Raw genomic sequence first — 12,543 nt, 5'->3', positions numbered from 1 at the left:
TTCAGTTTATATTGAAGAATTCTTTTAAAGTGCTAATTTTTCCATCCCGTAAATCCCACCACATTATACCATCTAAATTTAGGGCTATTTTTTTAATGTTGTCATAAAACGATGCACGCCAGTCGATTATTATTTGATTTTCGATAGAAACATATCGCAAAACATTAAATTTGACATTTTCCTGCTTATTTTTATTTTCTGTCCAATAAACTTCCAGTTCTTCTAATCCCACAAACTTTACTGTAGATTTCTCATGGTAAACGATGTCTTGGGTAAATAACTTCCCTAGGTTTTGCACATCATGCTGCTCCCAAAGATATTTATAACGGTTTATTAGTTCTTGCTCTATATAATCCATATCTCAAAGTATAATTTTTTTTCAGAAAATCATTTAAATTCACATCTACCGAATCAGGCGCTTCCATAAGTTCATTAAGCGCAGAAAGCGGAATTTTATACCGCTCATTTTCAAATTTATAGGCAATGCATTCAAACCATTTTGAAGTAAGCAGGAATTCGTAAATCTTTGATTCCAGCTGCTCAATAATAAGTAAATATCCGTTAGAAGTAAGGTGCTTACTAATTTCTTCCAATAAAACAGATCTGTCAGAATCTTGAGTCGTGGAGGCCTTACTGCTGACCTCACACAAAAAGTTACTTGATATAATTAGATCAAATTTTTGTTTGTTATCCTTTAGAAAGTCTATGGCTTTCAAGTTGATGTAGTTAATAGAATCTGACTGCAAGATTCTCTTGCAAAGGTTGATCTGTGCTTCAGAATGATCAACAATAGTAATTGTAGGCATTCTTGCGAGAACGTTATCGGCAAGCATATAATCCACAAAAGCAGCCATTGAAGCACCACCTCCTCCTCCAAGATCCAACACATTGGAGATTTTTTCTACCCTTTTGTTAATGCCTGGTTCCATAAAGGTATGTCTTACCTTGAAGTAATTAGCTAAAAAATATTGAAAGGCAAATACCATTCCGTATTTGGTATAATCAACAATTGAAGATTTAATTGCATGAGTGACATTTTGAACCCCATTGAGCGTTATTGCACCTGTATCCCTACTTTTTATCACCTCACCAAGAACTTTTAAATATTTAGATTTTTCATCATAGATACCCTTGAGGTCTGACTGTGCTTTAATAAGTTTATTCTGATTGTTAATTAACGTGTAAAAGTTGAGATCTGTACGTAAAAGCAATTCCAAGAAAGCCTTTTCTTCATAGTTATGTGAACGAGATAATTCAATTCCGATTTCACCTAATTTATTTTCATTTTCCTTCTTATAATGATCTATCCAGACAGTCATTGTTTTTGCTTCAGACCATAATCGGTAAAAATAACGCCGCATTAGTAAAGCTATAGATTCCCTCGAAATCGAAACTGAATAGTTGACACGTTCGAAATTGTCTTTAAATCTGATGATGAGTTTTTTTTTATCGGCAATAAAAAAGTTGAATTTTAGATCGGTCAACTCAGGATGAAACCTGAGAGATAAATCTGGCACCTCAAGCCGTAATGCTATCGCTCCTTTCAGCGAACCCTGAGACTCTGTTGGGATAATCCCAATGTGTCTTCTTTTAGGATTTCGAACTTGAAATTGTTTGGAAGCAATATTAATTTTTCGTTGCAGTTCCCCATAGAGTTCATCATTCTCATCTGCTATCCTTGAAGAGGTAAAAAGAATTTCATTAGTCGCGTCATCAATAGCTTCTTCTAGGAGTTTCATATAATCTTCCTTTTGATAAACAACCTGGACCACGCACTCATTCTTGGAAAAACTCTTCACCTCATTATGAATCTTTACAGATGTTTGGCTCAGGGCTTGAAGTGTATCAAGCTTTTTTAAAGGTAGAAAATTTTCCACATTACACTTGAAAATTGGGCGCTGTGCTAATGTATCGTTCTTATTGATATAGCTGAAAACAGACGCAATATCGATAATGCCTCGTTCGTTTGCCGCACCGCCATCCAGGGCTTGTATCAACAGATCCGTAAACGAACTTCTTTGACCATTTATGCACCTGGACTCCTCGGTTTCAGCCGAAGAGGTGAGAATGATTAGTCCTTTATCTAAAATGGTGTTTGATTTTATGACGTTTCCTAAGTTTCCAGAGTAACAACAGTCTAAAATTAGAATCGTATTCATTGCCTTAGATCTAGAGGCGGCCCCAATAACGTCACTAAATGGAACCCCAGGATTATCGGTACTGTAATTCTTCAGCATCATAACTGGGTCTTGGTCATTCGTTGCATGCCCAGAAAAGTAAAATAGCGAAATAGAGGTACGCTCGTCAAAAAAACTTCTAAGTCTTTTATTGAAGGCATGATGCAAAGTGTCCTCATTCACCGTCGAGACATCAAATGCATATTCCTCTGTCCCAGCTTCTAAGACAATTTTTAAATCCCGTACATCATTCAAGCAACTTGAAAGGCGATATTGCCTTTCATTGTAATTGTCTACACCAAATAAAAGTGCTTTATAAACCATTATTTTCACATTTTGAATGAAGGATTATTTGATACAGGAAGCTAAAAACTTCAATCCTTCAGCATATTCAATTGCACTACTTTTTTTATCGCCTTTTTGAAGCCTTCCAACAGGTAGACCCAATAAATTGGAAGCCATTGAAAGGTTGTATCGCTTTTCAAAGGTGGTGTCATTGAACTCGAGCGCTAATGCCTTGAATTTTTTCAACGCATAGTCCACCAGTTTCCCCGGATCACAATGCTCAATTAGATCGTAAGTTATTGATGGGTTAAGGAAGTCGGTTTTAATGTCAGGCTTGTTTTCAGCTTTCTCTACAGGACCAGTAACTAATAGATAGTGACAGAGTTTTCCAAGATCAAATACGTAATCGCCCTCATACCAATCCTTTGGATCAATAAATTTAATAGTTGGGTCTCCTGTTGCACTACTGATTAATATGTTTTCAGGGTGTGCATCGCCATGTACAAATGTCGTAAATGGCACCTCAAACTCAGCCATTCTTCTTTGAATCTGTTCAACATAATATGCTGCTGGCTGAAATCGTTCACCATTAATTACAACTTCACTTTTAATCAGCCTCTCAAAATCTTTATCAAGCTCAGCAGCTAATTTTAAACGTTCTGTAATGCGGTCTAGATAAGTAACAGAAATGTTGGGTCTAAGATTTTGATTACGGCTTGATTTATAGGCGCCAATCAATATTTCGCTAACTATGTCTAAAATGTTTATAGCACAGTCTTCACTAATTTTTGTCTTGTAGAGGTACTTCGCCATGGAATCCATCCTGAAAGCTTCCATAATATAAGCATAAGGAGGGCCGTCAGATTTGGTTGCATATACTTTTGGAAAATAGTTTCCGAAGTTTCTTGGGAGGTTTGGTCTTATTTCCACCATTTTTAAGGTGATAGCCTCCCTGACAAGTTTTTGATCATTATCAATTTTTGTGGCAAAAAAAACATCTGCATTGTTGAGACTTACGTCCATCGCCGTACTTCCTTCACTTACGGAAGTTGTTTTTCTATTTATCAAATGCTTGGGATCAAGTCCATTGGCCAAGGCCTGACTAATCAGGTTAGAAATTATTTCTTCTCTAACTCCATCTCCGTTATCTCCAAGCAACTCCTTGATTTCATTTGGTAATGGGAGTGCATCACCGTGCAGATTGTCATTATTTACAGATTTCGTAGAAATCTTTTGCTTATTATCCACATCTGAAAAATATCTTCTTCTGACAATAAAATTGTCAAGCAAATGTGCGAATTCAGTGGCTGTAAATTCCTTGGAAAAGTTAAAATCTTTCATTTGAGCGTTAACTATTTAGTTCATGTAATTTGTTAAAAATTAATTGAAAACCAAATTCTTTATTGAAAGTTTATATAATATTTTTGATGCGTTACTTTTTTTTGCAAATCGATTATGAGGGAACTCGATAATGGGGCTCGAACCTAAAAATCAATGCTTATACGCCCAAAAAAGGCATTTTTGATATATCTACATTTTTAACATCAAAACATTGAACCGATTTTTATGGGCAAGATATTCCATAACTCTTTAAAAGTGAATACATTAAATAAAAAAAAGCAGCTCTTTCAGAACTGCTTTTAAAACTCGGGGTCAGTGGCGGTGCGTAATTCGAACCAATTTGTTGATGAATTAATTGAAATCGGGGGTTTTTCAAAAATTTTGGAGAAATAATTTATAGTTGGTTATGAAAGAATTGAGCTCATTCTAGAAGGCATTTTTAACCTTAATTTAGGTAACCTCTAGAAGCTCTAATGCCAAAATTCATAGATTTTATTAAACGAGAATTCAGACCAATAAATAATAATTAAAAATCTTATATTTGGTAGCATAGAAATTATTATAACAGCACAAAAATATTGTCCATTAATAAATAAGTAAAACTATTTAAGGCACAGTCGTAGTGTATTATGGCTAGCACGGTCTACTCGTTAGATTGGTTCCGGTTCGATTCCGGGCGGCTGAGAGTGATTAATTAATAATCCCTCTCAGTCGCCAAAATTTTAAGTTTATGTCGTCAACAATTTCAGCTGAACAGCAATTTCACAGTGATTTAAGCAAAAATGTAAGAGCATTAGAATCGGCAAGAAGGCAGATAAATATTAAAATAAATGATTTGCTTAGAAATGGAAAAGATGAATTTTCGCTTAAAATTCAGACTAAAGTCTATCTATTAATTTATAGTGCGTGGACTGAAGCATGTCTTGTTAAATTAATACATACTCCATTCGGCTTCAGCTTGGAAGAAAAAAAGTATATTTTAAAAGATAAAGATATATTAAATAGATGGAAAAAATGTGTTAATACTGCATTCTTGAAGTTTAGCAAATCAGGATCCGATCTGCCAAATAAGAAACAAAAAATACATAAGCTTTTAGATAATTATTTAAAAACTCAAGCAAATATTCGAAATAAAATAGCCCATGGTCAATGGGAATTTCCATTGTATTCGCATAATTTAACTCATGATGCCGAAGTCTTACATTACATTCAACTTGTTGACACAATACAAATAGACACGTGGTTTGAAATTTTTAAAGAAATATGTGGAATTGTAGTGGGATTAATCGATGCAAGATCTAAAAACAATCACCGTGCTCACTATGATTTTTATTTTGAAAAACTAACGAAAATTCAAAATATTATTGATGAAAGGAAATCATTTTCCTTGTCTGACAAAAAAATACTTCTTCAGCAAAAACCTTCAAGAAGCCCCAATATAATAGTAAAATAAAAGATATCCATTATTGATTGCTTATCATTCTTACCACAGTACCTTAGGCTTAGATCACGCGTCATCTGACTGCTCCGCTTTGGCGTAATACTCCTCTATAATCTCGCATTCTTTGATAAACCCATTTATAGCTAACATTGCCAATAATTCCTTACGGCTGTAGGCAACATCCATTTTTGCAGATTTAAAGTGGCTTTTATTCATCGTTTCAATAAATTCATTGCAATCCTTCCAAAAATGTGCGCTAGTAATATATACTCCCCTGAAGTGTTTACCCTCAGCAATTTCTTTAGCAAAATGTTGGCGGGCAAAAGGCAAGGTCCTTTCAAAGAACCATTTTAGCGTACCCTTTTTATCCCGATCTCCGACATTAATACTGACCGATTCGTTGTAACCTTTCAGCTCTACAACCACAATTTCTTGCGGGTGGCTTGAGTTAAAGATATAATCGTATTCATAGCCTTCCTTTTTTCCATCAGCATCTGTAACCGAATAGGTCTTTCCGCGAGTCGCAGCTGCATTGGCGTATATTGAACTGAGCACTGGAAACATCAAAATCTCAAACATTACTCCCCGCAAATCCCGTAAAGCATCTTCCTGTCCTGCGCTGCGAATAACCTTGAGTACTTCTTTTACAGAATGTTCTAACTGTCCTCCAGAAAACAACAAGTCATTCACTTCCTTTAGTTTGTTCAGTAGAGAATAGATCTTGGTTCCAAAGATCGATCCGATATCAAAAGCTAAAAAGCCGAGCTTGCTTATTTTACCCAATACCAGCACCGAGCAAGACCGGTAAATGACAATGGGCAAAATTTTGCGAACGCCTGTTTTCACGGAATTTAGATTGATCTGGACCCTAGCTAAAAAGCCATCTAGATCCAATTGGCTATATTCTGTGGATAGCACAACATCCAAGACCACCAGTGTTTGCTTTTCTACTGTACTGGCTTTAGCACCAACGAAAGGGTTGATTCCCGTCGCCCTGGTGTAGCTATAAGCATCCCAATACAAGTTGTTTTGCTTAGCACCAAGGGAAGGTGTTTTCTTATTGCGGTAGATTGCGTTGATATTGTCTATCAAGTTTGATTTCGCTAGCCAGCGGATAATATCAGCCATCAGACTACTGTCGAGTACCATCTTATTGAACTGCGCTCCCATAAGCCTAGCATCAGTAATTTCCGGATTGGGATCAAAATGGTTTTTAAGGAGAATATAATTTACTCCATTGGAATCCTGCAGCTCGTAAACCAGATCCATTCTCATCAGCAGTTTGACCATATCCTTCAAAATCGTCACCTTGGTCGAACTGTTCTCATCTGGCGAAGCGGTGATTTTTAGCCCTTCATAAAAGGAAATGACCCCTTCATTGTTTTCAATGGCCTGCATTAGTCGGTAAAGCGCTGGTCTAGTGGAATAGCAAACTGTCTTTACCTTAAAAAAATCAAGCTCCTGGCCAAAGGGCATATAGATATACTGACCGCGTCCAAAGGTATATGGCTTGGAAGATCTGATCCAGCGAGCTTTAACTGCACGTTCAATAATCTTGCGCGCATAGTCGTCTGACACTTTGAAATGTGCTACCAGCGCTTTGCGAAGATCGCTGCCGGACTCAAAAAGTTGATCCCAAAGTCTTTCCTGCAAAAAACTGCTGTATTGATTTTGCTCGGTTAATATTGAATTTGTCACGCTGCCCTTATTAATTTTAAATTTTTAGCTATCTTGCAATGATCGCTTTTTTAAATGGAAATTCAAAAAACATATAACTATCTGATATTTAGATGACTAATAGGCGATTAAAACCATATAATTTGCGGGCGAAGCAATAAAACTAGTAAGATGGTGTCACGATATAATAATTTTTGGTGGTTATCAGAGTAAAATTTGTTTCAATAGATAGATCGTCGCGCTAACCTATCTGTAAGGATTTACGAAATGCGCTAACTCGAATGCGGACTCTAATCTATCTGGAAAAAACAGTAACTTTGTAAATAGCCATAAACGCAACATTGAAAGTAGAGCAAAACATACAACGCTTAAAATACCTGCTGTCTCTTTATAAGATGACAGTAAAGGACCTGCTTTTAATAATCAGCGACGGCCTGTCCAAGCCGATCACTGAAGATGAGATCATCGCCGATGAAGTCAAATTGAGCCATCTCAAGCGCATCGATAAAATCTTCAACAAGGGTCTCCATTTCTATCTGGATCCAAAAGCTCCCGAACAGAACAAGGAAGCCAGCATCTTTTTCAGAAAATCCAACTTCAATGTGGATTTGAATTTAGGCGCGAAACGTATTGTCAACCAGTTTGAAGAATTTAAGATTTCGCTGTCCGGCATTGCGAAACTCGCTGATTTGAGATTGGAACGGCAAATCCCCGTGTATAGCAGTAAACAAGACCCTAAAGAAATTTCTGCGGCCATCAGAAAACTGCTTTATCCCAAATTCTGTACTGTGCCGAAAGATTTTCTAAAGGCATTTATTGGAAAACTTGCAGAATACAATATTCTGGTATTTGAATTTGTCGAAACCTGGAATAAAAAGGATAAAGCCAATATCGACGGATTTTTCCTAAACCCTAATGTGATCGTACTAAAAAGGCAGCAGATTTCTTTCCGCCGGGAAATTTTCACACTAGCGCACGAGCTGGGCCATTATCTGCTAAATGAAGAAGAAGTCGAGCAGCTAGATATACAAAATATGGCCAGCACCACCTTAAGTGTGGTAGAACGTTGGTGTAACGACTTTGCTTATTATTTTCTCGCTGGAGAATATGATGCTGTAATTAAAAATCTTGGAGTGGCAAGTGCTTTCAATGATTATCATCACAGTGAAATAGAAACGATTTCAACAAATACGCACCTTAGCAAAATAGCACTCTTTACCAGACTTTTATATCAGAAACAAATTTCTTCGAACAACTATAACCAGATTAAAGCTGATTTTGATGAACAGTTTAAACAGCGAGTGGAGGAGGAAAAAAAGCAACGAGAGCTGGACAAACAGGATGGAGTTAGTCAGCGTGGCTCTACACCCAAACCGATCAACTCTCCATTGCTCATCTCAACGATTCAAACTGCTTTTTATGAAGGGGTAATCAACGAGTACGATGTATGTAAAACACTCAATATTAAACCCGAAAAGCTAGATCAATTCCTTCAATGAAAGTAATAATAGATACCAATTCCCTTTTATCGTTGGTACGTTACTACTTACCATTCGATGGCCAGCAGGTTCTTTTTGAGTTTTTCAAAAAGAAGATTGCTGATGGAGAAATGATTATCATTGATAAAGTATTGGAACAATGCAAATACAATGCAAGAGGATTGGTACTTGAAAAGCTGGACTACCTAACTGATAAGGAATTTCTAAAAGAAAACAAGATACCATATCATACCGATTCCATACTCGCTCCCGCCCCTTCAAAATTCCTAAGACAGGTGGATAACCAGTTCGTCAATAGAATTTTGAAAAATAAGTTAACTGATACCGAATATGAGGTCTTGAAGGAAAGATATATGGAGGATGCTGACATGAAATTGATTCTTCTTTGCTTAAATCTTAGCCAGGGGAAAACAGAGGATATTTATATTGTGACGGAAGAAACCGAAAGCAGCAACGACAATAAGCTGTTTAAAAAAATACCAGCGATCTGCAAAGAGCTTACCCTAAATACCATCACACTTCCTGAACTAATCAAACTTTACACAGAGTTGGATTTCAGTTTTAATTAGGAAATACCTGCACCACATTTCGAACGCTTTGCTAACCAATTCGATTAAGCTTGCCTGCAGACTTCTCAGCCAGGCATCAACATCGAACCAAAAAAAAAACGACCTCAACAAACTGTTTAACAATACCTTACGATAAAAATATCAACAATCCAATACTCTTGCATCGTCAGGGTATCCATACAGGGCTCGAACCAAAAATCGGTCTCTATCGTCTCTATTCAACGATTTAAAAAACCACTAAAAACAAAAAAGCCCTTTAAGATACCTTAAAGGGCTTTCGGGTCAATGGTGGTGCATAATTCGAACCATTTTGTGGAAGAATTGATTGAACTAGGCGGTTTTTTAAAAATTTTGGAAAAGAAAACTGCAGATTAATTATAATTCAAATTTCACCATTAATTCAAAAATTGCTCTCTATATTCCGTTGGAGTTAATCCTACTTCTTTTTTAAATAGCCTTGAAAAATAAGGTGGATTTTCAAAGCCTAATTGATAAGCCGTTTCTGCAATTGTATTTTCTGTGCTCATCAATAAATTTTTAGCTTCCATTAACAAAGCGATATGAATATGCTCTAAGGCTGTTTTACCTGTTTCCTGCTTTAATAAGTCACTAAGATACCTCGGCGACAAGGCCAGTTGTGATGCTAAGAAAGTCACTGTCGGCAAGCCGTTCTCTTTTAATTTCCCACTTTCAAAGTACTGCTTAAGTTGAGCAGTAAATTTTGAAACGGTTGTGCCCGAAAGTACCGTTCGATTGAGAAACTGACGTTTGTAATAACGCTGGGAATATTTTAAAATAGAATCGATATGAGTTAGCATGATATCCCGGCTGTACTCATCCTGATTGTTGTAATATTCGCTCCGGATTTTATTGAATAGATCCCAAAGCGTATCTTCTTCATTGGGCGAAATATGCAGGGCCTCGTTAGCCTCATAGTCAAAATAACCATACTTCTGAATGATTGAATGTAATGGATGATTGACTAAAAAATCTTCGTGAATATAAATCATGAAACCTTTTTCTGTAAGCTCAACATCATTCATCTGCACAATCTGATTGGGTTTCAGAAAAAACATAGATCCGTTCTGGCGATCGTATTTAGTTTTTCCATACATCACATTTCCCGATTTAACTTTCTTTAAAGCAATTTTGTAGAAGCCCAATGTAAATTCGGTTTCCACAAACTGGCAACCTTTTATGTCTTCGAAAGTAACAAGCCCCAGCATAGGATTTTCTGGTGGCGAAAAACCATTGGTAATGTATAATTCGGTAATCGTTCTATAGTGCTTCATGCAATTTTGATGGTTTAAAATTATTAAAAATCTATGTTCTGATGCACAGATTTTTAATAGATGATCCATAATGTGATTTAAACCTCTTCCAGGTAAGTTACTAAAGGAGCTGCAAAAAGTTTGTCTTCCAAAAATTTAAAGAAACTTTTTACATAATCCTGCTTCAAATGCCACTGATAAGTTTTTTCGGAGGTGTAAACAGCAAAAACAACCAATGTGAATGGGTTATCTTTTTTTATTGTTAAATTAAAAACTTCGCAACCTTCCTCTACCATTATTTTATCTCTTGTTACTTTAGCTCCCGATAAAACCTCTTTAATGCAATCAGGGTTTATATCAATTATAACATGAGTAATTATTTTTTCGCTTTTCATTTCCATTAATTTGATACTGTTTGATTCATCATTTCAAATGCTTCATTGGGCGATGAAAAGAAAAACTGTCTAAATTCTGCTGTTTAACCAACATAGATTTCATAATTGTCGTTTTCAAAACCATCCATTAGGCTCTTTGCAACTTCTTCCGCAGGCATTCCATATTGTTCGCCACCGATTTCTTTAGAAAACTCGGTATCAACCAGTGGTGGCATCAGTTCAAAAACTTTGATTGAAGTATTTTTTGCCAAGGTGTGGCGAAGTGATAATGTATAAGAATGTAGCGCTACTTTACTGTCTGAATAGGTCGGAAGATTTGCGCTTGGCGTAATTGCTGAAATTGAGCTTACGTTTACGATCGCTCCTTCGGGTTGAGATTTAAGCAAGGGTAAAAGTCTTTCGGTCAACCGGATGACCGAAAAGTAATTTGTGGCAAACTCTTCGGTTGACTTTTCGAAAGCCGAAGCATTTTCATCGTGCATATAGGCAAATGCTCTTCCTGCATTATTGATGAGCACACTCAATTCTGGATGTTCTGAAGTTACTAGTGCAATCAAGTTGCTCACATCATGCTCGCTATTGATGTCACAGCGTACGGCAATTACATTGGAAAGTTTTTCCACGGCATTCTGCAGTTTGCTTTCAGTTCTGCCGACGATAATTATTTTATTGCCTTTTTCGCTTAAGAGCTTTGCGATCTCAAAACCGATTCCTGATCCACCACCAGTTATTAAGATCGTTTTATCTGTAATGTTCATTTTCTTGTTTTATAATTGAAACTTACACTGTTTTTATACTTCTCAACATCGTACTTTCGAACATCTTTGGTGCAAAGCCTTGCAGAAAGATAATCATTCCCGACATCTTTCCAACCGGATTACTGAATTTGGGTTCTTTGGTATTGATCAGTTTTGTAATAGAATTCACGACCGCCTCAGGAGATTCTGCCTCTTCCAATCCTTTTTCCGTTGCAATATTGGCCTGCTTTCTGTAGGCATCGTAATCGGAAATCTCATTTCCTGTTGACGAGATGGCATTATGCCCAAGATTTGTTTTAAACCAAACGGGTTCTACAACACTAACCTTGATATTGAACTGATTCAACTCTAAACGCAGTGATTTGAAATAACCTTCGACAGCATGTTTGGAAGCTGAATAAAAAGATAGATTTGGTGGCCCGATTATGCCTACGATCGAACTTACCGTAATGATCTGCCCGGATTTTTGCTTTCTGAAGATTGGAAGCAGGGCATTGGTGACTTTTACCGTTCCCCAGAAATTAGTTTCAAATTGCTGCCTTGCTACCTTTAGCGGTGTTTCCTCTGCAATACCCGTTACCATAAAGCCGGCATTGTTTACTAGCACGTCTAATTGCCTGGTTTCAATAGTTACCTGTTCTGCAAAGGATTGTATTGACGCATCATCATCAATATCCAATTTCAGTAGTTTAAAAGGAAATTTTCCATGATACTTTTCAGGCTCACGGCTGGTGCCGATAACACTGAAACCTTTTTGATGAAGATCTTTGGCAAGCATCAGTCCGAATCCCGACGATGCTCCCGTAATTAAAATTGTCTTGCTCATTATTCTGATTTTTATTAAATAAATAATGATACAAATATGGAGACATCGGCATATAGGTTAATTATACAGAAGTGGGAAGCTATGATACATTTTTACGGATACAATTCTTTTAAGCGACGGATATTACTCCTATTATATATGCAAAACTGTAATATCTTCAATCGTATTGTAATCACAACATCGAACCAAAAAAGCACAAATTAAAATACACAAGTCGCTATATAATAAAATGTTACAAAATAACTTTAATTAAAAAAAATCTTTGCACCGTCAGGGTACCCATATGGTGCTCGAACCAAAAAAC

At 36.5% G+C, this 12,543-nt stretch carries 11 protein-coding genes; 3 read left to right on the top strand and 8 right to left on the bottom strand.

The features are described from left to right. Position 1 precedes the first annotated feature (1 nt). The 3 genes from OQX63_RS05165 to OQX63_RS05155 are packed head-to-tail and all read right to left on the bottom strand — an operon-like array spanning position 2 to position 3,803. Positions 2 to 358: a nuclear transport factor 2 family protein gene (locus OQX63_RS05165; RefSeq protein WP_265849818.1), complete on the bottom strand. Its 357-nt coding sequence runs from the start codon at positions 356 to 358 to the stop codon at positions 2 to 4. Next, entirely contained in the window at positions 321 to 2,501 is a 2,181-nt protein-coding gene (locus OQX63_RS05160) for a caspase family protein (RefSeq protein ID WP_265849817.1), read from the bottom strand. The genes OQX63_RS05165 and OQX63_RS05160 overlap by 38 nt, the downstream gene beginning before the upstream one ends. Before the next feature lie 24 nt (positions 2,502 to 2,525). After that, a complete protein-coding gene (locus OQX63_RS05155) occupies positions 2,526 to 3,803 on the bottom strand; it encodes a phosphotransferase family protein (RefSeq protein WP_265849816.1) in 1,278 nt (425 codons plus the stop codon). A 730-nt stretch (positions 3,804 to 4,533) separates the two neighbouring features. On the opposite strand from OQX63_RS05155, the gene OQX63_RS05150 reads away from it, so the two are divergent. Further along, complete coding sequence (locus OQX63_RS05150; RefSeq protein ID WP_265849815.1) at positions 4,534 to 5,256, top strand: hypothetical protein; 723 nt, start codon at positions 4,534 to 4,536, stop codon at positions 5,254 to 5,256. A 54-nt stretch (positions 5,257 to 5,310) separates the two neighbouring features. Here OQX63_RS05150 and OQX63_RS05145 read toward each other — a convergent pair whose 3' ends face one another. After that, the gene (locus OQX63_RS05145; RefSeq protein ID WP_265849814.1) at positions 5,311 to 6,942 is read right to left on the bottom strand and encodes a hypothetical protein; all 1,632 of its coding nucleotides are present in this window, start codon (positions 6,940 to 6,942) and stop codon (positions 5,311 to 5,313) included. Positions 6,943 to 7,262: 320 nt separating this feature from the next. On the opposite strand from OQX63_RS05145, the gene OQX63_RS05140 reads away from it, so the two are divergent. Together OQX63_RS05140 and OQX63_RS05135 are read left to right on the top strand one after the other, a co-directional pair. Continuing rightward, a complete protein-coding gene (locus OQX63_RS05140) occupies positions 7,263 to 8,420 on the top strand; it encodes an ImmA/IrrE family metallo-endopeptidase (protein ID WP_265849813.1) in 1,158 nt (385 codons plus the stop codon). Further along, entirely contained in the window at positions 8,417 to 8,989 is a 573-nt protein-coding gene (locus OQX63_RS05135) for a DUF4411 family protein (protein WP_265849812.1), read from the top strand. The genes OQX63_RS05140 and OQX63_RS05135 overlap by 4 nt, the downstream gene beginning before the upstream one ends. 395 nt (positions 8,990 to 9,384) lie before the next feature. On the opposite strand, the gene OQX63_RS05130 is transcribed toward OQX63_RS05135, so the two are convergent. The 4 genes from OQX63_RS05130 to OQX63_RS05115 all read right to left on the bottom strand — a co-directional run bounded on the left by OQX63_RS05130 (position 9,385) and on the right by OQX63_RS05115 (position 12,239). Next, positions 9,385 to 10,281, bottom strand: a complete 897-nt coding sequence (locus OQX63_RS05130; RefSeq protein ID WP_265849811.1) for a helix-turn-helix domain-containing protein — start codon at positions 10,279 to 10,281, stop codon at positions 9,385 to 9,387. Positions 10,282 to 10,358: 77 nt separating this feature from the next. Then, positions 10,359 to 10,655, bottom strand: a complete 297-nt coding sequence (locus OQX63_RS05125; RefSeq protein WP_265849810.1) for a putative quinol monooxygenase — start codon at positions 10,653 to 10,655, stop codon at positions 10,359 to 10,361. An 83-nt stretch (positions 10,656 to 10,738) separates the two neighbouring features. Then, positions 10,739 to 11,413, bottom strand: a complete 675-nt coding sequence (locus OQX63_RS05120) for an SDR family oxidoreductase (RefSeq protein ID WP_265849809.1) — start codon at positions 11,411 to 11,413, stop codon at positions 10,739 to 10,741. A gap of 22 nt (positions 11,414 to 11,435) precedes the next feature. Then, positions 11,436 to 12,239: an SDR family oxidoreductase gene (locus tag OQX63_RS05115; protein WP_265849808.1), complete on the bottom strand. Its 804-nt coding sequence runs from the start codon at positions 12,237 to 12,239 to the stop codon at positions 11,436 to 11,438. Positions 12,240 to 12,543: the final 304 nt, after the last annotated feature.

Source organism: Pedobacter sp. PF22-3 (genome assembly GCF_026239555.1).
Classification (GTDB): Bacteria; Bacteroidota; Bacteroidia; order Sphingobacteriales; family Sphingobacteriaceae; genus Pedobacter.
Note: the sequence above shows the minus strand (reverse complement) of the source record. Positions and strands in the feature narration are given on the sequence as shown.

Excerpts from the sequence above, each read along its gene's own strand:
- OQX63_RS05165 (WP_265849818.1), bottom strand. The coding sequence starts at position 358 with ATGGATTATATAGAGCAAGAACTAATAAACCGTTATAAATATCTTTGG.
- OQX63_RS05160 (WP_265849817.1), bottom strand. The coding sequence starts at position 2,501 with ATGGTTTATAAAGCACTTTTATTTGGTGTAGACAATTACAATGAAAGG.
- OQX63_RS05155 (WP_265849816.1), bottom strand. The coding sequence starts at position 3,803 with ATGAAAGATTTTAACTTTTCCAAGGAATTTACAGCCACTGAATTCGCA.
- OQX63_RS05150 (WP_265849815.1), top strand. The coding sequence starts at position 4,534 with ATGTCGTCAACAATTTCAGCTGAACAGCAATTTCACAGTGATTTAAGC.
- OQX63_RS05135 (WP_265849812.1), top strand. The coding sequence starts at position 8,417 with ATGAAAGTAATAATAGATACCAATTCCCTTTTATCGTTGGTACGTTAC.
- OQX63_RS05130 (WP_265849811.1), bottom strand. The coding sequence starts at position 10,281 with ATGAAGCACTATAGAACGATTACCGAATTATACATTACCAATGGTTTT.
- OQX63_RS05125 (WP_265849810.1), bottom strand. The coding sequence starts at position 10,655 with ATGAAAAGCGAAAAAATAATTACTCATGTTATAATTGATATAAACCCT.
- OQX63_RS05120 (WP_265849809.1), bottom strand. The coding sequence starts at position 11,413 with ATGAACATTACAGATAAAACGATCTTAATAACTGGTGGTGGATCAGGA.
- OQX63_RS05115 (WP_265849808.1), bottom strand. The coding sequence starts at position 12,239 with ATGAGCAAGACAATTTTAATTACGGGAGCATCGTCGGGATTCGGACTG.